The sequence below is a fragment of the Aquibacillus halophilus genome (assembly GCF_009649745.1).
GTDB lineage: Bacteria > Bacillota > Bacilli > Bacillales > Amphibacillaceae > Aquibacillus > Aquibacillus halophilus.
Genome location: NZ_WJNG01000012.1, coordinates 31,004 through 54,602, shown reverse-complemented (window position 1 = coordinate 54,602; position 23,599 = coordinate 31,004). Strand labels below are relative to the sequence as shown.

Sequence of the window (23,599 nt, the reverse complement as noted above, 5' to 3'; positions counted from 1 at the left end):
TATTAAACTAGTAATGAAAGGGTGTTCATTATGGTTAAAATAGGTACCACAAAATATTTACTATACTATTTTATTCTTTCATTATTATTTATGGATATTTTATTTAGGTCCCTTGTTACTGGTGGAATATTTTCTTTAGGCTTCATTATTTCAGCATTGTTCCTAATTTCTTTTGCTATTATTTGTTTTATTATCTCTACCTTAACCCACGGGAAATTCAGTTTTATAATATCATGTTTCCTACTTGGAACAGCTAGTTTGCTTTATTCATCCCAGTATATTTACCATGAATTTTTCAAAACATTTTATAGTCTATATTCGGCTGGCAATGCAGGTCAGGTACTAGATTTTTGGCAAGACATAGTAACAGTACTAGAAAGGAATGCCTTTTGGGTTATTTTGTTCCTTTTACCCACCCTTTTGTTCTTATTATTCGGATATAAACTACTCTACTTCAAAACAATTAACTGGTTCCCTAGAGTTGTGCTGGTTGCCATAATTATTCTAGTGCACATCTCTTCTTTAATTGTAATTTTAGCAAGCGGTAAGGAACAGCATTCTGCCCATGACCTGTATTTCAACAGTAATTATCCCTCCTTATCCGCTGAAAAAATCGGACTAATTACAATGATGAGATTGGACTTACAGAGATCCTTAACAGGTTGGTCGCCAGAAATCGAGGCACCTTCTATCGTTGTTCCTGCATATTTTTCAAATCCAACCAGAGATATTTCTGATCGAACAGCTAATACAAAAGATGAGATTGAACAGGAAATTGACGAAGAAATAATCGAATTCAATACAATGGATATTGACTTTGAAAAGCTTGCTGCCAATGAAGAAAATGAAGAAATTAAAAATATGCATAACTATTTTAATAGTATCGAGCCTACAGCTAAAAACGACTACACTGGTAAATATAAAGGCTACAATCTAATCTTAATCACTGCTGAAAGCTTTTCACCATTTGCTGTTCACGAAGGTGCAACCCCTACTTTGTACAAACTGATAAACGACGGCTATAATTTTGTTAATTTTTATACCCCTTCTTGGGAGGTTAGTACCACTGACGGTGAATATGTCGCACTCACTAGTTTACTTCCTAAAAGTGGTGTTTGGAGTTTTGAAGAATCAGCAGATAACTATTTACCATTTGTAATGGGGAATCAGTTTAAAGAACTAGATTATAAAACACTAGCCTATCATAACCACTCCTATACGTATTATAGTAGGCATCTTTCACATCCGAACATGGGCTATGAATACAAAGGGCTTGGTAATGGACTTAACATAAGAGAAACATGGCCAGAATCCGATTTGGAAATGGTTGAAAAGACTGTACCTGAATATATAAATGACGAACCTTTTCACGCTTATTACATGACTGTAAGTGGTCATATGCAATATTCATTTTCAGGTAATGTAATGGCTCGCAAAAATCAAGATCTAGTGATGGACCTTCCCTTCTCTGATCAAGCTAAAGCATATATCTCTACACAAATTGAATTAGATAAAGCGTTGGAACATTTGCTCAATCAATTAGAAGAAGCTGGTATTGCTGAAAATACATTAATCGCTTTGAGTGGAGACCATTATCCTTATGGACTAGATGACAAAACAATCGACGAGTTTGCTGGACATTCAGTAGAACAAAACTTCGAATTATATGAAAATGATTTTATCCTATATACAGAAGGCATGGAACCAAAGACAATAACTAAACCGAGTTCGAGTTTAGACATTATACCTACACTGTCAAACTTATTTGGACTTGAATATGATTCCAGACTACTCATGGGAACAGATATTTTTTCTGATGCGGATCCGATAGTTCCTTTCCTAAACAAAAGTTACGTTACTGACAAGGGAAAATATAATGCTGAAGATCAAAAATTCATACCCGATAATGGCCAAGAAGTCGATCAGGAATATATTGACTGGATCTCAACCATAGTTGAAAACAAATTTTATTATTCTACAAAGATACTTGAACATGATTATTATGATATCGTACTAGGAGAAGTTCAACAATCTAACTAACATTTAGAGGAGCGTCCAGAAATTGGACGCTCCTCTATTTTATAAAGTCTATACCTTCACGGATCATGATTATTAAGCTACAATAGATAACTATCCACATATCATGATCTTTTATAGCATGGATTCCTTCCAAAGGAGATGAATGAATGGTTAATCTGGTAACACATGCATCCTATGACTACAATCTTTTGTATTTAATTTCTGCTATCTTATTAGCAATTAACATATTGATATTACACAAATTTACTATTATTGAATCTAAGAAGATCTTGATGGTTGCATTAATTGGCTTTTCTATAAGCTTGGTTGGATGTGCATCTGAAGAGCTTAATGGACCTTCAGATGACAAAAAAACGAGTACCGAAATTAAAGGAAGTACTGATGTAACACAAGAAGACGAGTCAACAACTAACGAGGATTCTGGATCTAAAGCTAAAGAAAATAGCAGTATTCAAGAATCCGAAACACCTAGCAACCCTAATTTTGTTTCCGCAAAAGTCACCCGAGTAGTTGATGGCGATACGATGAAAATCAACTTAAATGGCAAGGAAGAAACAATAAGATTGCTACTTGTAGATACTCCAGAAACAAAAGCACCGAACACACCTGTCCAACAGTTTGGTCCAGAAGCAAGTGCGTTCGCACAGGAGACATTAACTGGAAAGCAAGTACAACTAGAGTACGATGGACCAAAACGAGATAAATATGATCGCTTACTTGTCTATCTTTGGATAGGTAATCAAACCTTTAATGAAATGTTGTTAGAAGGTGGCTATGCAAGACTAGCATATGTCTATGATCCACCCTATACGCATTACAAGGCATATATGAAAGCACAAAATAGAGCCAAAGATGGCGAGCTTGGTATTTGGAACCTAGATAATTATGTCCATGAAGATGGCTTTTACTACCAAGATAATGAATCGTCCACAACTTCTGTGAATGACACATACAAAAATTGCAGTGCAGTCCGTAAGGCAAATGCTGATCCAATTCATAAAGGTGAACCAGGTTTTGGCTCTCACTTAGACGGAGATGGCGACGGTATTGCTTGCGAATGAATTTAAAAGAAGAGTATCAAATCAAATACGATTTGATACTTTTCTATTTTTTGAAACCATCAATTCAGTTCATCTGTTAAAGTATCTATGGCCTGTATGACTTTTTTTCTATTGTAAATATCATTCATTTTATTTCTTGCATGAAGTAGTACTGGTCTGACAGACTCTACGGAGCGTCCAAACTCGTACATCCACTCATATCGAGGTACTAACCACGTATGAAAGTGATGAGTCGTGTCCTCATTATAAAAATAATAGACATATTCTATTCCCAGTGCTTCCCTCTGCGCTTTTCTAATTCTTGATAGAATATTAATGTAATCGTTTTTTTCCTCGTCTGTTAATTCATCTAAACAGGTTATATGTCGTTTGGATGCGAGAATCACCAAACCTTCTATCGGGTAAGCAACATCTTGATGAGCATGAAAGTATTGGGTCTCAACGATAACCCCACCATCTGGTTTCACCAATCCACTTGTTATAGCACAGCTTAAGCATTCTACTTCCACAATTTTTCCATTAGACAATGTAATTTTTCTCATGTTTCCTCCTAGGCTGATTATAATATACCTTTTAAATATCTTTAATACTACAATAAAATCCATTCTGAGATTCTTATTATCCCTGGATAATTTTATAAAAATAATTGCTTGTTTAGTCCAATTTGTGCAATCTTATTACATGCTTGACTAAGTATATCGCACATATCTGTTCAGTCTTACATCTCATTTAAATTTTACACACCCAAATGGAAATTGTTTTCCAGAATAGAATAAGAAGAAATTCATTAGGAATACTAGTTATAATAAAAACTTAGAGGGGAATTGGATGAATAACTACACAAATGACAACACAGCAAGGCGCTATACTGCTCATGTCAGTGTTCTAGGTACAACTCAAATTCATTTAAGAAACCCTTTCATAATTGCTTGGTGGGGTGCTGCTTTTCCTGGGTTTGGACATTTACTGCTATCAAAATATCTCCGCGGCTTTGTCTTATTTATTTGGGAAGTAGTAGTTAACCTCAATGCTCATATTAATTTAGCAATGGTTTATTCGTTTCAAGGTGAATTCGAGATGGCTAAAAACGTATTAGATACAAGATGGATGTTGGTTTACATTCCAGTATACATTTTCGGGATTTGGGATAGTTATCGAACAACTGTCGATATGAATAAGGTTTACCTTCTAGCAGAACATGAAAAACATCGTTTTAATTCATTTAGCATAGGTGCACTAGAAATCAATTATCTCGATAAAAGAAATCCTTTGTTAGCAGTGATATGGTCTGCATTTGTCCCCGGACTAGGTCAGCTTTATATACATAGAATTCTCACCGCATTTTTTGTTATTGTCTGGGCAGTCATCTTTTTTTACTACTCTCACGCTCTTGAAGCTATTTCCCTTCTATTTTTAGGTGATATTCAAGGAGCCACAGCAGTTCTAGACGCAGAATGGCTTTTATTCTTTCCAACACTTTACGGTTTCTCTATCTATGATTCCTATATGAATACAGTAGAAAACAACAAATTGTACGAAGCAGAACAACGAAATTATCTAATTAAAAACTACCAATCAATTGATTTTAAAATACAAAAAGGAAAAAAAGTGAGTGATTAATATGCAACTTTTTTCTACATTTGAAAGCAATGCCTTTTTAGAATTAGCTATTTCTAGTCTAGAAAAAAAAGGTATAAAAAAAGAGAATATTTATGCAGTCCCACTTGATAATCGGATAGAGGAACGTAAAGTTTTTGATAGTCTTCATCGCTCCGATGGTACATCATTCATAGATATTGGGATGGTCCTTGCATCAGCATTTGCTGTGATTGGAGCAAGTAGAGGATTTGAATTAACCTGGGGACCTATATATTGGGGCTTAATTGGCGCATTTAGTGGGTTGTTTATAGGAGTGGCCATTCGCATTTTCACAGAAATAATCCTAAAGAAAAAAAAACGTTATTTAAAAGATAAACATTCAGAAGTAATTCTAATTATTGATTGTGAAGAAACACTAGTACCTACAGTTGAAAATATCCTTTGGAGTAATTTCGCCTTAGGTGTAGCAAAAGTAAAATAATATACTTTACAAAAAGTAGAAACCACTAAACGCGTATTTATCAAATAAGAGAAGCGAATAATTCGCTCCTCTTAAATCCCTATTTCTTTAGCGTTACTGTAAGGATTTCTGTCTCCGTTGTCTTTGCAGATTCCTCTAAATTTTTCTCCACGCTCTCAACTACTTCATCCATATTGGTCAGAATCAATGGAGATATCGTACTAACTGCTTTTTCTTTAATTATTTCTAAATCAAAGCTTATTAGTTTATCTCCGCGCTTGACTTTGTCACCAGCTTTTACAAAGCTTTCGAAACCTTCACCTTCTAACCCTACTGTTTCTAAACCAATGTGAATTAATATTTCAAGTCCTGATTTTGTTTTTAACCCTACGGCATGTTTGGTAGGAAAGACTTGAACTACCTCTGCATCAACCGGGCTTACTACCTCACCATCAGTTGGTTCAATTGCAATACCTTCACCCATCATTTTTTTTGAAAAAACAGGGTCCGGGACATCTGTAATATCTACAATCTTTCCATTTATAGGGGTTGTAATATGTTCTACTACACTTTCCTTTTTACCAAATAGATTTTTAAGCATGAGATTACTCCTTTAGTTTTCTAATGATTTCTTCGTGCAAAATCTACAAATCGAAATTTATCTGGTCGGTGTCTCGATTCAGTATATTGAAATAAGCTAGCATCGTCAAAGTAAACATAGTTTTTTATGACAACAATATTTTGAAATCCTTCAAGGTCAAGTAAATTGCGATCCTCTTCAGTCGGTTCAATAACTATGATTTCCTTTTTAGCAAAACTAATTGTAAGATTGAGATCATTTTCTAAATAGCTATAGATAGAATCAGCGCAAATTTCTTCTGTTAATCCTGGAACATATTTTTTAACCAGATAATCCTTATCTAAAATTATTTTCTCATCACTTATTTCCCTAACTCTTACTACCTTCCATACCAAATCCTTACTAGTTAAATTAAGCTGTTGTTTAACATGTTCATCCGGTTTAACCAATGAGAATTCTTTTACAATTGTTCTAACCTTATTGTCTATTTTCTGTGCCAATTCCTTAAAACTCACTAAGCCAGAAACAGGAAAATCAAACTTATTTACATCAATAACAATCGAACCCTTACCTCTTACCTTTTGTATGAATCCATTTTGGGATAAAAGATTTAACGCCTTACGAATCGTCTCCCTAGATGTGTCATAAAGAGTTGTGAGCTCATTTTCAGATGGGAGAAGTGTGTCTGGTTCCATTTCCCCCTTTTTAATTTGGTCAGAAATTTGATTGTAAATAGATAAATATTTATTCTCCATAACAGCTATCTCCAATTATTTTGTTAGGTGGTAAACAATCGATTCATATGGCCTTAATCTTTTATGCTTTATTTCATCTGATGAATCATGGTAGTTCGACAATAACAATTTACTTGTATATCCATTAATATTTACTGTATCTGGTAATTCAAAACTAGTCTCTCTGCCATAGAAGTTATTGATTACAAGTAATTTCTCTTTTTTATTGCTTCGTACATAAGCAAAAGTATCATCTTGACCGCCTAAAATCAACTGATAGTCTCCATCTGTTACCACATCGTATTCTTTCCTTAACCGAATTAATCTTTGATAGTGATAGAAAATTGAATCCTTTTCTGCTATTGCTTGTTCTGCATTTACCTCCTTATAGTTCTCAGCTATATTTATCCAAGGAGTTCCGTTAGTAAAGCCTGCGTTTGTATTATCATTCCACTGAACTGGTGTTCTAGAGTTGTCCCTTGACTTCTGTTTTAAAATCTCGATAATAGCCTGATCTGACATACCTTCTTGTTTTTTCATGTTATACATATTTAATGATTCCACGTCACGATAGTCCTCGATGTCATTAAAGTTAGGATTGGTCATTCCGAACTCTTCTCCCTGATAAATGTAAGGAGTTCCCTTCATCATATGAATCGTGGTTGCCAGCATCTTAGCTGATTTATTATGATACCTTTGATCATCTCCAAACCGTGAAACTACACGAGGCTGATCATGATTGCACCAAAATAATGCATTCCATCCTCCACCCTTGTGCATTTCCACTTGCCAAGTTGATAGTATTTCTTTTAGCTCATGGAAATCAAAATTTGCTTTTGTCCACTTCTCCCCATTTGGGTAGTCCACTTTTAGATGATGAAAATTAAATGTCATGTTTAATTCATTACGCTCTGGATTTGTGTATTTAATACAATTATCAATTGTTGTTGATGACATTTCACCGACTGTCATAATGTCAAAGTTAGAGAAAACCTCGTCATTCATCTCACGAAAAAATTCGTGAACACGTGGTCCATCTGTATAAAATTTGCGGCCATCACCAGGAGCAACGGAACCATCATCGTTTGGAAAGTCTTGGTCTTTTGAAATCAAATTAATTACATCGAGGCGGAACCCATCAACACCTTTTCTAAGCCAATAGTCCATCATCTGATAGACAGCTTTTCGCATTTCTTCATTTTCCCAATTTAAGTCTGCTTGGGTAACATCAAATAAATGCAAGTAATATTGCCCTGTGGTTTCATCATAGCGCCAAGCTGACCCACCAAATTTAGAAGCCCAATTCGTTGGTGGCTTCCCGTCTTCCCCGTCTTTCCAAATATAGAAGTCACGATATGGATTATCTTTTGATGACATCGATTGATGAAACCAGTCATGCTCTATTGATGTATGGTTGATCACAATGTCCATGATTATTTTCATGCCACGTTTATGCGTAGCATCCAGCAATTGATCAAAATCCTCCATTGAACCATATTGTTCATAAATACTATAATAATCACTAATATCATAACCATTATCCCGCTGAGGTGAGTCATAAATAGGCGTTAACCAAAGAACATCCACGCCAAGCTCTTTGAGGTAATCTAATTTTTCGATAATCCCTTGGATATCTCCAACACCATTTCCTGTTGTATCATTAAAGCTTTTTGGATAAATTTGATATACTACGGCTTTCTTCCACCATGGTTCATTCATTATGTACACCTGCCTGTTCACTCATGATTTGAAATTGGAATAGCAACCAGTTTAGTTCTCTGGTTGCTATTTTTCTTAGAATATTGATTATTTTCCAAGTCGCTTATATGCGTTAACACCCATTTTTGTTTTTGCCAGAGCAAAGGTTAACAACATTGGCACAACAATAGCTACTATCATTGCAATGAAGAAGATTATCATATATTGAACCTGAATCGATAAGATTCCTGGTATCCCACCAACACCAATCGAGTTAGCCATAACATTACTACCTACTGAGATTACAGCTGCAACAGAGGATCCAATCATGGCAGCTAAAAATGGAAAAACATATTTCAAGTTAATACCAAACATGGCTGGCTCTGTTACACCAAGATAACAAGAAATTGCTGCTGGAACAGATACCTGCTGTTCCTTTTCATCTTTTCTATTTAAAATAATCATTGCCACAACAGCTGAACCTTGCGCAATATTAGAAAGGGCAATCATTGGCCAAAGATTCGTACCACCAAATTCACTCATTAACTGTAAATCAATCGCGTTAGTCATGTGATGTAGACCAGTAATAACTAGTGGTGCATAAGCAAAACCAAATATTGCAGCAAATAACCAACCAACTGATGAAGTTAGTCCTGAATAAACCACATTAGAAATCCAAGAACCCATAGTCCAGCCAATAGGACCAAGTACAACATGTGCAATTAAAACTGCCGGGATTAATGCAAAGAATGGCACAAAAATCATTGAAATAACATTTGGAATAACTTTACGTAATCCAAGTTCTAAGTATGCAAGGACAAAACCAGCAAGTATTGCTGGGATAACTTGCGCCTGGTACCCAATCATTTCTACCTGTGCAAACCCAAAATCCCAAAATGGTATATCTTCTGCTCCTGGAACACCATATGCGTTAAGTAGCTGAGGAGAAACAAGGGTAATACCAAGTACAATTCCAAGAATTTGTGTCGTTCCCATTTTTCTTGATATTGCCCACGTAATTCCAACCGGTAAGAAATGAAAAATTGCTTCACCAATTAACCATAAAAATGCATGAGTACCTGCCCAGAACTGAGATATATCTACTAATGTAAGGGCATTTTCTTCACCAAACATCGCAAAACTAAAGTTACCTGCCTCAGTAAACATTCCAATACTGCCAATAACGTTTCTAAAACCTAGAATAAGACCACCGACAACCAGTGCTGGAATTAATGGAGTAAAAATATCTGCAAGATGTGAAATCAGCCTTTGAATGAAGTTCATGTTCTGTTTCGCTGCTACCTTTGCTTCATCCTTCGATGTATCTCCGACTCCAGCCATTTTAGCGAACTCATTATAAAAGGTCGCAACTTCATTTCCAATAATGACCTGAAATTGTCCCGCATTTGTAAATGTTCCCTTAACGAGATCAATATTTTCAATCTTTTCTGCATCTGCTTTTTTTGGATCATTTAATACGAATCGCATTCTCGTAGCACAGTGTGTAACAACAGAGATATTGTCACTACCACCAATGTGCTCCAGCAATTCCTCTGCTGAATCTTTATACTTACCCATGTGTATGCCCCCTGTGTCTTTTTATAATTATCTTATTCAACTTGTATATACAAGTATCTTGTTTGCGTTTTCATTGTATCTTGTATATACAAGCTTGTCAACGGTTAGATTTTATTCTATTTTAAACATCTCTCCTTTTCCTATTCATAAGGGTTAATACGAAGTAATCTCTTAAGCTCATTAAAAAAGTAAAACAAAAAAACAGCTAGTATCAGCTGTTTTAAAATGAAGGATATAATTCAAAAATTAGACAAAAAGTAACCGTAACGCGCCAATTGCTGCAAAGGCTAAAATTAATATTTGGAAGGTTTTTTGAGGTATTAATGGTAAGACTTTTACACCAATAAAAGCTCCAACAATGATAGTAGGCACCAACCATAGATTAAACGAGATAGACTCAAACGTAATTAGTCCTAAAGAGATATAAAATGGTACTTTAATTAAATTAACAAACAAAAAGAACCAGGCTCCTGTACCTATAAATTCGCGTTTTGGCAACCCTTTTACCAGTAAATATACAGCCATAACTCCTCCTGCTGCATTACCAATCATCGTAGTGAATCCTGCCAGCACACCCATTAGTAGCGTGAAACCTAAGGATTTAGGTAGCATTTGATTAAATCTCTCACCTAGTCGCTCTCGACTCACGTGTAAAATAATCAATGCAAGGACTAAAGCACCAATGATCGGTTTTAACTGATCACTATTCACTTGATCTAAAACAAAATATCCAATAAGGATACCTATTAGCACCCATGGAATTAATGATATTAGGTAATTCCAGACTACACTTCTGCGATAATAAATAACCGCAAATATGTCACCGACAATAAGTAACGGTAGCAAAATACCAACAGATTCTTTTGCTGGAAATACATACATCAAGATTGTAACCACTAATATCCCCAAGCTCGAGACACCTGTTTTGGTAAAACCGATAAAAATTGCGCTTAAAATAACTATTAACCATTGTAGTAATGATAGCTCAAATATAATAATCACCTCGCATAGCATTTTTCAAAAAAATATGTAGTTGCTTTGCAATTCCTATATACTAGTTTTATCAATCGAAACACGTTCTTTGAACGATGTAATTTCTTTCCGTTAAGTATATAAGGTTATAGATTAGTAATGTCTCCACTCATATATTGGCAGACCAATTTTATTGTTCTTGATGTTTTTAAACAAACATCCTATACTATTTATGCTCTACTTCTCCTAAATAAAAGGATACCATAAATTTCATTATAAGATTGGCCTGAATTTTGAAGTAAAATAAAAACGCCTAGGATTCAATAAAATCCTAAGCGATAATAGTTTTAGGTGAGAAAACTAAGCTAAGCTTTTTTAAGTTCTTCCTCAAAGAAAAAAGTACTCGGATGCTCATTAACAATATAAGAATACTTTTTCATGTGTTTTACATATTGCCATTTTGAAATCGTGACTAACTCACCGGTCTTTTGAATGTTCACAGTTTCACCATTGTCGAACAGATTATTCGTATTTTTCAAACGGGCACTCCCTTTCTAAATAATTATACCATATTTCGAGCTATTTGTTTAAATAAATAGCTAGGAATCCCGACATAAAGCCTTAAATTACAAATACTTCCAAAATGGAATTGAAAAACAAACAAGTGTATCTAGTTTAACCTGAGAATCAAAATCGATTCGAGCAAATCCTTCAACCATTGAAACCCAATAGGATAATTAACTTTTGTTAATGATATTGTAGAATTTCTCAACTCAACTTCTTTTCACCCCATCAATTTATGGTAAGATTATTAATGGAAATTAACTTTTAGTAAGGAGATATTCATGACTAAATATCAAGCTGTTTTTTTAGATATTGACGGAACTGTTTTAACTCAAGATGACCGTGTCGAGCAATCAACCAAAATTGCCATACAACAAATTCAAGACAAAGGTATTGAAGTATTCCTAGCAACTGGGAGACCGGTACATGAAATTGCATATTTAGCAGACGAATTAAATATTAATTCTTTTATCGGCTATAACGGTGCCTTTGCCATTTGCGATAATCAGGAAATAGTTAAAGAGGCGATGAATCCCGCAATTGTTGAACAATTTACAACTATTGCTAGGTCTAAAGGACATGAGATGCTACTTTTCTCAAATAGACAAAACCTTTTCCTGTCACTTGAATCGCCAATTTCAAAACAGATAATTGAGTTTTTACATTTTAAAAATAATGCTGAATTTACGAATGACAACTACGGAGACATATTAAGTATGTGCCTGATGAATCTGGGTGATGAAGACCTGTCCTTCTATGAAACCAATGAAAATCTTCGCCTTTCCCCTGTTCACGCTGATGGAATGCGAAATGATTTTGATGTCATAAGGGAAAGTGTTAACAAAGGTCACGCTGTATCAAAGGTTCTGAAACATTTAGGTATTTCACCTGAAAATGCAATTGCTTTTGGTGATGGTATGAATGATAAAGAAATGCTTACGGTTGTGGGCGAGGGTTTTGCAATGGGGAATGCACATCCACTTTTATTTAAACACGCTAAACATCGTACAACTGACGTATCTAACTCCGGTATCTTTAATGGATTGAAGTCTCTAGGATTAGTTGAATAAAATGAAAAAAAAGAGCCGTCATCCAAAGGAGAACGGCTCTTTTTTCATTACTTGATGTAATTGTTATACCAATCAGCAGCTGCCGATACTTCTGTTTGAGTTAATTGATGTCCATTATTTTCCCAGTGAACTTCAACTGTTGCTCCAGCCTTAGACAATAATTCGTCTAGGTCCTTTGTCTCTTGAGCTGGACAAATCGGATCATTTTCACCTGCTGAGATGAAAACGGGCAAGCCCGCCAAGTTAGGTAATTCTACGCCTCGTCTTGGAACCATTGGATGGTGAAGCATCGCTCCCTTTAAAGCATTTTCGTAATGGAACAATAAACTACCAGCAATATTGGCACCATTTGAATAGCCAATAGCGATAATATTGTTACGATTAAATTGATACTTCTCAGCAGCCTCACCTAAAAATTCATTAAGTTCCTTTGTCCGGAAAATCAGATCCTCTTCGTCAAAAACGCCCTCAGCAATTCGACGGAAATATCTTGGCATCCCATTTTCAGACACGTTACCTCGAACACTTAAAACTGATGCCGTAGAATCAATCATGTCACCGAGAGGTAAGAGGTCTTGTTCAGTACCTCCTGTCCCGTGCAACAAAAGTAGTACCGGCTTAGACTTGTCTGAGCCTTCTCTAAATATGTGTTTCATTATGGTACCTCCTTTTAATTTTATCCTATTCACAAAAACACTTTTTTTACTTTATCTTGAATTCAAGACAATTATAAAAGTACAGTTTTTCTTTGTCAATTATCATGGTTCTCGATTAAGTTAAACTCTTTCAAAATGTTCTACAATTGGAAATGGATCATAAAAGTGATGCAATTGTTTTTTCCATTCTTCATATTCATTAGACTGTCTAAACCCAATTGTATGGTCTTCTATTGTTTCCCATTTCACTAGAAGTAGATATTTTCCCTCGTTTTCTATGCAACGTTGCAAATCATGTGATATGTACCCCTTCATTGATGAGATAATCTTAGATGCCTTTTCAAATGCCAATTCATATTCTTGTTCCATGCCTTTTTTAACCTGAAGCATAACGGCTTCTAAGATCATTACATAACCCCTTTTTTAAAAAATGTGATATCAAATATAGTTTGAACTTCCGCCTTTAATTAAAGGTCACAAATTAAGGAAGGATTCGGGAATTTTTATGTTATTTTACCCTTTTTGAAAAGTAATCCTTTACCTCTTGCCAGTTATTCACCCGGTCATAACCTATCTCATTAATATTGTGGTTTGCGGTATACAAGACGCCTTGACCGGAAAATCCTTTAAAATGTCTTACATTATCATCAATAAGATAATCGGCATGAATAATACTCTTATCCCCACAAAAAACAAAATTCATATCATTTAAAAAAGGAAAGTGTTTCTTAAGCCACTCATATTTTTCAGTGAATGATGTCGGATATTCCATCGCAGCAGTGGTAATAAAAATTTCATAATGCTTACTTAATTCCTTAATCACTTCTTGACTATCTTCTATTACTTCTAAGTCTCGAAAAAAAGTTGGCTGCTTTAAATAGTTTGAGAGCTCTTCTGTCAAATCAGGTCGGTGGTGTCTAAGTTTTTTACCCATTATATCTTCTGGCGAAATATTCTCTTTGTAGTCGTTATTGAACATGGTTAATTGGCTTGTAAAAAGATCCGCAATTACTTCATCCATGTCAATTGCAATTCGCTTCATCTATAAATCCTCCTATGCGCTACATAGATATAACCTTATGAATCCTAGCTATTTCCATCTACCATCTCATGTTTTGTTAGTTAAGCATAGCGTTAACAGATCATTTAATCAAAAAAATGGAAATGTGTAAAAGGTTTTTACACATTTCCCATACTTATTTCGATAATTCTCATATAAAAACTTACGCTAAGCTAAGTGCATACCTTTAATAGTTTTTTGCTCTAATAGAATAAGGCGCGGTGAAATCTTGAATCCTAGATCCCTAATTACTCCTTCAATTTCATTAAAATGGATAAGTGATTCTTCATAAATTACCTCCACCTCATCCAAATGATACTTTACTATCACTTCAGAAACTCCATCTAGTTTTGGAAGTGCATTTTCAATTCTATTAATATAACTGGGACACGATAACTCTTCAATTTGAATTGTCCTCTGTCTCATCATTTCAAAATTCCTCCTTAAAAAATATTAGGATTTACTCTAATCATTTATATTTGAAATCTTGTCGTTGCTTTGTAAATCTAAAATTCTAATGCAAAATTATTTTGGTGTACTCATTCGACAAATTTCCACTAATTTCGTGATGTTTTTCACATAAATGAACAAGTATCTTCCTATCGGAATGTTTGTTTCAATACCTATTCTAACATTTCCCCAATCGTTTGTGACTTAGTTCACAGAATTGTACGATTTAATTACTAACTGAAAACTCAAATGTTTTTTTAATAAAAACGCTTGCAAAACTAATGCTATTAGTTATAATAAAACTAATACTATTAGTTTTTAAATAATTAGGGGGTTTTAGGAATGAAACAAATGAATAACATTTATCAAATTAGTTTTCTTGAGCATGCTTTTCCTGTTAATTGTTACTTAGTCAAGGAGGAAAACGAGTTAACATTAATTGATGCTGCTTTGCCTTATAGCGCGAAAAAAATCCTTAAATTTGCAAGTTCTATCGGCAAGCCTATCACAAAAATCTTGTTAACCCACGGGCATGATGATCATGTTGGTGCACTTGATAAATTAAAAGACGCACTACCGACTGTGCCTGTGTACATCTCAAAACGAGATTCGCGCTTATTAGCTGGGGACCTATCGGTTGATGAGCATGAAACAAACTTACCAATCCGCGGTGGTGTACCTAAAAAAATTAAAACAAAAGCAGATATATTTATTGAGGACGGGGACCAAATTGGTTCATTACGAGCAATTGCTGCACCAGGACACACACCAGGGCAAATGGCTTTTCTAGACACAAGAGATAATTCAATCATAGCAGGTGATGCTTTTCAGACAAGAGGAGGAATTGCTGTGTCCGGGCAACTAAAATTATCTTTTCCTTTCCCTGCACTAGCCACCTGGGACAAACAAGCTGCCCTAACTAGCGCACGAAAGATCGCTGAACTCAAACCAACGTTGTTAGCTGTCGGCCATGGACGCATGTTAGTTGAACCATTCGGTTTAATTAACAAAGCAATCAAAGACGCGGAGACTAAAATGAATTCAAATCAAACAAGGAGTGTCTAAATGTCACCTAGAATTGGACTTGATCGAAATAGACTACTAGACGTTGCAATTGAAATTGCAAATCAGGATGGAATCCATGCCGTGACAATGGCAACACTAGCTAAGCGCTTAAACATTCGCCCCCCTTCTTTATATAATCACATTGATGGGCTACCTGCCTTACGGAATGAGCTTGCTCTCTATGGCTTGGAACAGTTGCATAGTGTAATGGTAGAGGCTACTACTGAGAAAGAAGGTGATGATGTGATTAGTGCTATTAGTTTTGCCTATTTAAAATTCACAAGAACACATCCGGGATTGTATGAGGCAACACTTTATGCCCCTGATAACCGAGATCCTAAAGTAGAGCAGGCCGGTAACAAAATAGTTGAATTAGCTTTAAACTCCCTTAATCACTTTCAACTAGATAAGGACGATGCTATCCATACAGTTCGTGGATTGCGTAGTATATTACATGGGTTTTCTTCGTTAGAACAAAGCGGGGGATTTGGAATACCTATAAATTCAGATAAAAGTTTAGACTTCATTATTAAATCTTATTTAAAGGGAATCAAAAATAGTACTGATTAGGAGAAAATAAAGATGTTACTTCTTACTATGGCTATCCGATTTATGTTAGAAATATGCGTAATTTTTGTTGTCGGCTACTGGGGATTTCAAACAGGAATGGAAATTTAACAAAAATTTTTTTAGGATTTGGATCTTCACTAATCATCATCATCGTTTGGGGAACTTTTGGATCTCCTGCTGCTCCTTTTTTACTCAGCGGCTGGACACATTTAGTATTAGAAATGGTTATTTATTGTATCGCAGCACTTGCTCTTATTGCAACTGGTCATCGAGTTTTGGCTGCTGTTTTATGGATTGTTGCTATGGTGAATAGGTTTGCACTATCGTATTATGGACATTAGCACTGATATTCAGCTAGATAACTTCACTCTCTCTCAATCAAGTTAAAAATCATCATTTCACGTAGACTGAAGAACGGAAACACACATTGAGGGTGCGTGTTTCCTAATCTGTTAACTTTCAAGTACTCTAGAAGTAATCAAGTTTACCGCTTCATCAATTTCATTTTTAGTTGTTGTTCTTCCTAAACTAAAGCGAATCGTCCCCATGCCAATATGTTCGGTAACACCCATCGCTTTTAATACATTAGATAATTCAACCTTTCCGGAATCGCATGCAGAGCCCGTGGAGGCTGCAATTTCGGGAATTGCTTGTAAAATTTTTTCTCCCTCCACACCAACAAAACTAACACTTAGTGTATTAGGAAGACAGTTGTCAGGACTACCGTTTAACACGACTCGTTCTTCAAATAAATTAGATAATTGTTGCCAAAAATAATTCCTAAGCTCCCGAATCGAATCAATATGATTTAAACCTTCTTCCGCTAGTTCACACGCTTTGCCCAAGGCAACAATGTATGGTGTATTTTCTGTTCCTGCTCTGTGGCCATTCTCATGACCAGCCCCATGAATAAATGGTGAAATCGAAGTGCCTCGTTTGATATACAGGGCGCCAATTCCTTTCGGAGCATATAACTTATGTCCAGCAATTGATAACAAGTCAACGCCCATCATATCAACTTTAGTCGGAACCTTTCCAATGGACTGGGCGGCATCGGAATGAAAGACAATCCTATGCTTACTCGCAATTTCCCCAATTGCCTCAATCGGCTGAATTGTACCAATCTCATTATTTGCATGCATTACAGTTATTAATATCGTTGTATCTTTAATTTCATTCAAAATTTGTTCCGGGTCAACCCGACCATATTGGTCGACATCCACATAGCTGACCTCAGCCCCAATCGATTCTAAATATTTGCATGGACTCATGATTGCTGGATGTTCTACTTTCGTCGTAATAATATGATTGCCCTTATGTTGAAGGCTGGAAAATACTCCTTTTAAAGCATGATTATTGGCTTCACTTCCGCCGCTTGTGAAAATGATTTCATCTTGGTGACATCCCAACAAGTGTGCAATCTGATTTCTCGCTTTTATGATTGCTTGTGTTGTTTCACTACTGGCCCAGTGCTGTGATGAAGGATTACCAAAAGATTTGGAAAAAAAGGGTGTCATTTCGTCAATCACTTCTGGATCGATTGGAGTACTTGCATTGAAATCCAAATATATTTTTGTCAATACTACTCCCTCCCAAAAATTTATTCTCTTGTTAAAATTTAATAGAATCCCTAAAAAACATTGCGATTTATTTGCTTGTTATGATCAAGCATATCTACGTTACTATATTAACCATTAACCAAATTAGGATAAAACTTATAACAATAGTTAGATTAGCCAATGTCCCGACAAACCTCTTGTCATATCCAAACTCTACCGCAAATGGAAGTACGGACGTCGGTGTTGGTAGTATAAATCCAATCATTAATGTGTATTTAAACATATCATCAAATGGCAGAATATAAAATAAGGATATACCTAATACCAAACCAACGACATATTTTAAAACTATATATTTAACAAAGTACCTAACATAGCTTTTATCAAATGTGAATCTAAAGTATATACCTAACAATAGTAGTGATAGCGGCATATTCGCTAATGATATGGTGCTCGCAACCTCTGTGACTACACTTGGGAAACGTAAACCAATTATGTTCACTGTACAAACAACGATATATGTCATTAGTGGAACCGATTTAGACATCTTCCACACTATCGTTTTAACATCTAACTTAACCTCACCACCTGAATAGTAGCTTGCAATTAAATAAGCTAAGCCAAACACAATAAAAGCATTACCAACATCAAACATTCCGAAATATCGAAGCCCTTCAATTCCCCATATCACTTCAACAAGTGGATATGCAAAGAGACCTATGTTAAAACCTGGTACCATCATTGCTAGCATTCCTTTTACATCTTTACTTTCTTTTCTAAAAAGATAGATGCCAAGGAATCCAGTAAATAAACCGTAAATGATTGCAATAACAATTAATAAAAATAGGGATGATTCAAATTGGATATCATTGAATGTGACAATAATTAGCGCTGGTAGGGTGATGTTAAAAACAACCCTTGCTAAACTTTCTCCATCTTTTTCTTTTAATAAATTCGTTTGTTTTAAAAAATAGCCTAATGCAATGATTAATATTGAAAATAAGAATTGATTATTAAAGCTGTCCAAAAAAATAACTCCCTTAATTCTGTTATGAAACGATTACTAACCAAATGGTATTGAAGAGAGTTTAATAATATCACATGACCTCATAAAGCTAAAAGGAAAAGAGAGCCAGAAAGCACTTAGAATCATACCAATTTGTCCTTAATTGTTGAAAGTTTTTTTAGAAAAGAGGATTTTGTGAGTGTTTTCACTAATATATTAGTTAATGAATTCTCAAAGGGGATAAATTTTAATGGCTAATAGTTACTTTTTTACAGGATTTCCTGGATTCATCTGTACATCATTAATCAAGAGACTTATCGAATCAGAGTACGATATTAATTATTTCTATTTATTGGTTTTACCTAGTCTGAAGGGAAAAGCAGAAAATGAAATAAACAGAATCACTAATGAGAAAAAGATCAGTCCAAAAAAGTTTATTTTAATTGAAGGTGATATAACCAAACGAAACTTGGGCATCGGTCCTGAATTAAACGAGCAACTAAGTAAAAAGATTACTCATGTTTTTCACCTAGCAGCTATTTATGATCTTGCCGTGCCCAAGAGGCTTGCTTATGATGTTAATGTAACTGGTACGAACCAAGTAAATGACTGGATTCTCAATTTGCATACTATTCAACGTTATATTTATTTTAGTACAGCTTATGTATCTGGGACCCGCGAAGGTAGAATAGTAGAAACAGAATTAGAAGCTAATCAAACATTTAAAAACCACTACGAACAAACAAAGTTTGAGGCTGAGAAATTGGTCAGAAGTGTAATTGACAAGGTTCCAACAACCATTATCCGACCTGGTGTTGTGAAAGGAAACTCTGAAACTGGTGAAACGGTTAAATTCGATGGGCCATATTTCATGTTAAATATGTTTGAGAATTTGAGATTTCTCCCTATTATTCCTTATTTGGGAACTGGGGCGGCTGAAGGAAATTTTGTACCCATAGACTATATTCTTAAAGCAACTATTTACTTAGGACATTCAGATATCGGGGTCGGAAAAACTTATCATTTAACAGATCCAAGTCCTTACACAATGAAAGAGGTTTATAAAATGCTAATGGTACAATATCTTGGCAAGAAACCAGTCGGTAAAATCCCTGTTTGGTTGGCCAAAGCATCCTTAACAATTCCAGGCATTAGAAAAAGATTAAAGGTGGAGAAAGAAGCTCTAGACTATTTTACCTGCCTGACCACCTATGATTGTACGCAGGCCCAGTTAGACTTAGAAGGTTCTGGAATCGAATGCCCTGATTTTAAAGAAACACTTGAATCTATGACAGTTTTCTATGAAAAACACAAGAATGATGTAGAAAAGCACATTGAAATATCATAATGAAACCAGTACGGCTGCAGACATGTAGTCTGTACTGGTCAGGATTTAAACATTAACTCTAGCACTATTCCTATCCAAGAAATGTTTTAAAGCACCTATCATTCCTGCGTCGTTTTTATGCTTGCATATTTCTATAGGAACTTCTAAAATTCGCCAATTTTTGTTCTGAACTAAGTGACTTTTAAGACCATCTATTATTATTTCTTGAGCACTTACTCCCCCACCAATTAATACCTTTTCAGGGTTTAGGGTTGCAACCAAATTAAATATCCCATTACTAATGTTTTTTAGCCATTCATCAATCAGCTTTTTTACCCGTTCATCTTTCTCTGCTTCAGCAAATACTTGTTGCCCTTCTATGATTTCATTCGTGTTAATTTCTTTTAATTCTTTATAATCGGCAATTAAGCCACTGGTAGAACCGTTGTTATGCCAAATTTCCTTCTTGGGGCTATTGTTCTGTGTTACCATAAATCCAAATTCCCCACCTTTAAATGTATGGCCGTGGAGGACTTTATTATTTATGATGATTCCTCCACCGATACCAGTGCCAATTGTTACACAGATAAAACTTTCACAATCTATTGCATTACCATTCAGTTTTTCTGCTAACGCCACACAATTTCCGTCGTTCTCAATTTCAACCGGAATAGATACCCTTTCTAATAAAAGTGATTTTAAATTTTTACCGTTTAGCACCACAATTGCACCAGCAGTTTCTGAATACCCTGTATTGACGTTAATGAAACCGGGCATACTAATTGCTATCCCTCTTATATTATGCTGTTGATGATAGTCTTCAATTTGATCAATCATGTCTTTCAGAAACTTGTCTAAGTCCATGCAACTCGTATTATACTTGCCTTTAGTGATAATGACACCATTTTCTAATACAACCGCATGTTTCACTTTTGTACCACCAACATCAAATGCAATATACTTTTCCAAAAGTAATCCCCCTTCTCAGTTTTGAACAATAAAGAAACCGCTTTCCTTGTAAGGTTATTATAACTTTTTTTGAGGCATTTTTATAATGTTTTTCAAAACACGAAAAAGGAGAGCATCAACAGCCCTCCTTTTCAATCTTTCTTATATGAATATCATCTTCTCAATAAGGATTAGTCATAGTGGTACACTAGACTTTTTTATCTTCAAAACGTTCTAAATCAGTGTTTTTTCCTATTGTAACTAAAATATCGTTTTTGTCTACAATAGTTGTTTTAGATGGTAATAGTATAAGGTTATCTTCACTTTTCCGAATTGCAACGATAACGCAATTAAACCCTTCTTGTGCGTCAATATTCTCTACTGTTTTTCCATTTAGCTTATCACTTGCTACTATTTCCACTATGCTATGATTTTTGGAAATTTCTATGTAGTCCGCTACTTTATCAGAAACTATGTGGTGAGCTATTCTTCTTGCCATGTCTCGTTCTGGATGAATGATTCGATCTGCGCCAATTTTTTGTAAAACTTTTTCATGATAGTCATTTCGAGCCTTTACCCACACCTGCTTGATTCCAATTTCCTTTAGAATCAGAGTAATAAGAATACTCGCTTGAATATCTTCGCCAATACTGACAACAACACAATCAAAATTACGAATTCCCATCTCTATTAATGATTCCTCATCTATAGCATCTAGTTCCACAGCTTGGCTAACTACAGAGTTATATTCCTTTATTCTTTCTGGATCTTTGTCTATCGCCAACACTTCAATTCCTATGTCCGATAGTTCTTTACAAAGGCTTCCACCAAAACGTCCTAGCCCAATCACAACGAACTCTTTTTTTTGTCTCATATACTTCCCTTTCTTTTTAAAAACCCTTGTAGGCCTATACTAGAAAAAATAATTATTATTAAAACACCCTACATACCATAAATCATTTTATTAGTTTATACAATATCGAATTTAAATATAAGTATCCAGTATTCTGTTTCGATGATAAACTACACAAAAAAAGGAGATGGGCTTGTTGAGTAAAAACAATTAATCGTTGGTCTTAAATTTTTTCTATTATTTTCTACTTGCTGTTCATCATCGTCCCTTACTCAAATTCAGTTGTTGATTCTATACTTTATTCTACTGGGACCCCATCCATTGTTTTTTATTTTGTATCTATCATTAACCTCACTGGTTTTGGTGTGCTTGGGTTTAGCGGAATTTCAGGATGGACAACTATATTGAAAGGTATTCTTACACTATTTCTATCCATTAGTTTAATTGCAATAATCATCCTTATTTTGGTTATAGCAAATTTATTTCCGTTTCAATAAAGGATCCTGGTTAAGTGCAACTAGTTAATTCCATAACATTCTAAGCCACCTTAGGAAACTCAAGAATACTCCAAACTAAGAATTTATGATAAAATTCAGATAATCTTAGAAATACATAATGATAATAAGGAGAATTTGATGACTAATTACAAAGCTATATTTTTAGACATTGACGGTACTATTTTAAGACCTGATCATACTATTCAAGAATCTACAATTGACGCGGTTAATCAGGCATTAGATCAAGGTCTAGAAGTCATTCTTGCTACTGGTAGACCTTTACATGAGATTTCTGGAATTGCCCAGCATTTAAATATCCACTCGTGTATTGGCTACAATGGAGCATTTGCCACGTACAAGAATAAGGAAATATTAAATGAACCAATGGATTCTAAGACAATTGATTTTTACTTACAGGTTTCTAGTAAACATGGGCATGAGATGGTTTTATATACGAATAACAAGAACACTTTTACTGCGATGGATGCGCCAGTCGTACAGCAGTTTATTGATGTATTTCAATTGAAGAAAAATGAATTATTTTCCAATTCGGTAATGGATAAGGTCTTAGGAATAACCTTAATGAATTTAGATAATAATGATGTTGATCTATATTATACGAGCGACGACATTTATTTCTCACAAGTCAATGTTGCAGGATTAACCCATAGTTATGATGTAATCCGGGAAAGTGTTAATAAGGGACATGCAGTTAAAGCCATTTTAGATCATCTGTCAATTCCCAAGGAAAATGCTATTGCTTTTGGAGATGGGATGAACGATAAGGAAATGCTCCAATATGTTGGGGAGGGTTTTGCTATGGGAAATGGTCATCCAGATATCTTTCAGTATGCAAAACATAGAACGACAGATGTAACCGAATCTGGAATATTTAACGGATTAAAATCACTTGGTTTAGTAAAGTAAACTTATCATTTAAAAACTATATTTGTAAGCATAAAAAGCCAAAATACGGGGGTATTTTGGCTTTTTATACTAGTTACACACACACGTAGCAAACACCTTAATAAACGGAGAGCAAAATAAAACTTCTAGGTGTTGATTCACCTATGTCTTGACAAATTAAATGTAACATACTATTCAAAGACCATCCTTAATTTTGTTAGAGTTTCTAACAAGGTTTTTCGATATTCATTAGCTCTAGCCCATTTTACAGATATTTAGTCCTTAGCCCTCAATAACCAACCCATTATTGCATAATTTATAGCAATCAGGATAAAAGGTGGTGATT

General features: G+C 34.9%; 25 protein-coding genes. 10 read left to right on the top strand and 15 right to left on the bottom strand.

Annotated elements, in window-relative coordinates; all coding sequences use genetic code 11:
• The first annotated feature begins 30 nt into the window (after positions 1-30).
• Positions 31-2,040, top strand: coding sequence for an LTA synthase family protein (locus GH741_RS14680; RefSeq protein ID WP_153737509.1), 2,010 nt, complete (start codon positions 31-33; stop codon positions 2,038-2,040).
• 146 nt (positions 2,041-2,186) lie between these two features.
• Positions 2,187-3,101 (top strand): thermonuclease family protein, encoded by a 915-nt coding sequence (locus GH741_RS14675; RefSeq protein ID WP_240795514.1) that lies wholly within the window; start codon positions 2,187-2,189, stop codon positions 3,099-3,101.
• Between the two features lie 59 nt (positions 3,102-3,160).
• On the opposite strand, the gene GH741_RS14670 is transcribed toward GH741_RS14675, so the two are convergent.
• Positions 3,161-3,643 carry an HIT family protein gene (locus GH741_RS14670; RefSeq protein WP_153737508.1) on the bottom strand — a complete coding sequence of 161 codons (483 nt, stop codon included), beginning with the start codon at positions 3,641-3,643 and terminating at the stop codon, positions 3,161-3,163.
• Between the two features lie 286 nt (positions 3,644-3,929).
• On the opposite strand from GH741_RS14670, the gene GH741_RS14665 reads away from it, so the two are divergent.
• On the top strand, positions 3,930-4,721 hold the full coding sequence (locus GH741_RS14665; RefSeq protein ID WP_153737507.1) for a hypothetical protein: 792 nt from the start codon (positions 3,930-3,932) through the stop codon (positions 4,719-4,721).
• 1 nt (position 4,722) lies between these two features.
• Positions 4,723-5,181, top strand: coding sequence for a hypothetical protein (locus tag GH741_RS14660; protein WP_153737552.1), 459 nt, complete (start codon positions 4,723-4,725; stop codon positions 5,179-5,181).
• Positions 5,182-5,260: 79 nt separating this feature from the next.
• On the opposite strand, the gene GH741_RS14655 is transcribed toward GH741_RS14660, so the two are convergent.
• The 6 genes from GH741_RS14655 to GH741_RS21635 form a co-directional block, all read right to left on the bottom strand.
• Positions 5,261-5,761 carry a PTS sugar transporter subunit IIA gene (locus GH741_RS14655; protein WP_153737506.1) on the bottom strand — a complete coding sequence of 167 codons (501 nt, stop codon included), beginning with the start codon at positions 5,759-5,761 and terminating at the stop codon, positions 5,261-5,263.
• Between the two features lie 20 nt (positions 5,762-5,781).
• A complete protein-coding gene (treR, locus tag GH741_RS14650) occupies positions 5,782-6,495 on the bottom strand; it encodes a trehalose operon repressor (protein ID WP_153737505.1) in 714 nt (237 codons plus the stop codon).
• A gap of 15 nt (positions 6,496-6,510) precedes the next feature.
• The gene (treC, locus tag GH741_RS14645) at positions 6,511-8,193 is read right to left on the bottom strand and encodes an alpha,alpha-phosphotrehalase (RefSeq protein ID WP_153737504.1); all 1,683 of its coding nucleotides are present in this window, start codon (positions 8,191-8,193) and stop codon (positions 6,511-6,513) included.
• An 87-nt stretch (positions 8,194-8,280) separates the two neighbouring features.
• Entirely contained in the window at positions 8,281-9,750 is a 1,470-nt protein-coding gene (gene treP / locus GH741_RS14640) for a PTS system trehalose-specific EIIBC component (protein WP_153737503.1), read from the bottom strand.
• Between the two features lie 246 nt (positions 9,751-9,996).
• Positions 9,997-10,764, bottom strand: coding sequence for a sulfite exporter TauE/SafE family protein (locus tag GH741_RS14635; protein ID WP_153737502.1), 768 nt, complete (start codon positions 10,762-10,764; stop codon positions 9,997-9,999).
• 323 nt (positions 10,765-11,087) lie between these two features.
• Positions 11,088-11,261 (bottom strand): hypothetical protein, encoded by a 174-nt coding sequence (locus GH741_RS21635; RefSeq protein ID WP_170287637.1) that lies wholly within the window; start codon positions 11,259-11,261, stop codon positions 11,088-11,090.
• A gap of 306 nt (positions 11,262-11,567) precedes the next feature.
• Here GH741_RS21635 and GH741_RS14630 point away from each other — a divergent pair, with 306 nt between their 5' ends.
• Positions 11,568-12,356, top strand: coding sequence for an HAD family hydrolase (locus GH741_RS14630; protein WP_153737501.1), 789 nt, complete (start codon positions 11,568-11,570; stop codon positions 12,354-12,356).
• Between the two features lie 47 nt (positions 12,357-12,403).
• Here GH741_RS14630 and GH741_RS14625 read toward each other — a convergent pair whose 3' ends face one another.
• The 4 genes from GH741_RS14625 to GH741_RS14610 form a co-directional block, all read right to left on the bottom strand.
• Positions 12,404-13,015, bottom strand: coding sequence for an alpha/beta hydrolase (locus GH741_RS14625; RefSeq protein ID WP_338079474.1), 612 nt, complete (start codon positions 13,013-13,015; stop codon positions 12,404-12,406).
• A gap of 117 nt (positions 13,016-13,132) precedes the next feature.
• Complete coding sequence (locus GH741_RS14620; RefSeq protein WP_153737499.1) at positions 13,133-13,420, bottom strand: antibiotic biosynthesis monooxygenase family protein; 288 nt, start codon at positions 13,418-13,420, stop codon at positions 13,133-13,135.
• Between the two features lie 100 nt (positions 13,421-13,520).
• Positions 13,521-14,054 carry a 5' nucleotidase, NT5C type gene (locus tag GH741_RS14615; RefSeq protein ID WP_153737498.1) on the bottom strand — a complete coding sequence of 178 codons (534 nt, stop codon included), beginning with the start codon at positions 14,052-14,054 and terminating at the stop codon, positions 13,521-13,523.
• Positions 14,055-14,240: 186 nt separating this feature from the next.
• On the bottom strand, positions 14,241-14,501 hold the full coding sequence (locus tag GH741_RS14610) for a heavy-metal-associated domain-containing protein (protein WP_153737497.1): 261 nt from the start codon (positions 14,499-14,501) through the stop codon (positions 14,241-14,243).
• A 363-nt stretch (positions 14,502-14,864) separates the two neighbouring features.
• Here GH741_RS14610 and GH741_RS14605 point away from each other — a divergent pair, with 363 nt between their 5' ends.
• From GH741_RS14605 to GH741_RS14595, 3 genes are read left to right on the top strand one after another with little or no spacing between them, the layout of a single operon-like run.
• Complete coding sequence (locus tag GH741_RS14605) at positions 14,865-15,587, top strand: MBL fold metallo-hydrolase (RefSeq protein WP_153737496.1); 723 nt, start codon at positions 14,865-14,867, stop codon at positions 15,585-15,587.
• On the top strand, positions 15,588-16,157 hold the full coding sequence (locus tag GH741_RS14600; protein WP_153737495.1) for a TetR/AcrR family transcriptional regulator: 570 nt from the start codon (positions 15,588-15,590) through the stop codon (positions 16,155-16,157).
• A gap of 53 nt (positions 16,158-16,210) precedes the next feature.
• Positions 16,211-16,498 (top strand): YrdB family protein, encoded by a 288-nt coding sequence (locus GH741_RS14595; protein WP_153737494.1) that lies wholly within the window; start codon positions 16,211-16,213, stop codon positions 16,496-16,498.
• A gap of 111 nt (positions 16,499-16,609) precedes the next feature.
• Here GH741_RS14595 and GH741_RS14590 read toward each other — a convergent pair whose 3' ends face one another.
• Together GH741_RS14590 and GH741_RS14585 are read right to left on the bottom strand one after the other, a co-directional pair.
• Positions 16,610-17,737 (bottom strand): cysteine desulfurase family protein, encoded by a 1,128-nt coding sequence (locus GH741_RS14590; RefSeq protein WP_153737493.1) that lies wholly within the window; start codon positions 17,735-17,737, stop codon positions 16,610-16,612.
• Positions 17,738-17,831: 94 nt separating this feature from the next.
• The gene (locus GH741_RS14585; protein ID WP_153737492.1) at positions 17,832-18,743 is read right to left on the bottom strand and encodes an AEC family transporter; all 912 of its coding nucleotides are present in this window, start codon (positions 18,741-18,743) and stop codon (positions 17,832-17,834) included.
• Positions 18,744-18,972: 229 nt separating this feature from the next.
• On the opposite strand from GH741_RS14585, the gene GH741_RS14580 reads away from it, so the two are divergent.
• Complete coding sequence (locus tag GH741_RS14580; RefSeq protein WP_153737491.1) at positions 18,973-20,070, top strand: SDR family oxidoreductase; 1,098 nt, start codon at positions 18,973-18,975, stop codon at positions 20,068-20,070.
• Positions 20,071-20,115: 45 nt separating this feature from the next.
• On the opposite strand, the gene GH741_RS14575 is transcribed toward GH741_RS14580, so the two are convergent.
• Together GH741_RS14575 and GH741_RS14570 are read right to left on the bottom strand one after the other, a co-directional pair.
• Positions 20,116-21,018, bottom strand: a complete 903-nt coding sequence (locus tag GH741_RS14575) for an ROK family protein (protein ID WP_153737490.1) — start codon at positions 21,016-21,018, stop codon at positions 20,116-20,118.
• A 187-nt stretch (positions 21,019-21,205) separates the two neighbouring features.
• Complete coding sequence (locus GH741_RS14570) at positions 21,206-21,871, bottom strand: potassium channel family protein (RefSeq protein WP_153737489.1); 666 nt, start codon at positions 21,869-21,871, stop codon at positions 21,206-21,208.
• A gap of 614 nt (positions 21,872-22,485) precedes the next feature.
• Between GH741_RS14570 and GH741_RS14565 the strand changes: the two genes are divergently transcribed.
• Entirely contained in the window at positions 22,486-23,274 is a 789-nt protein-coding gene (locus GH741_RS14565) for a Cof-type HAD-IIB family hydrolase (protein ID WP_153737488.1), read from the top strand.
• Positions 23,275-23,599 lie beyond the last annotated feature (325 nt).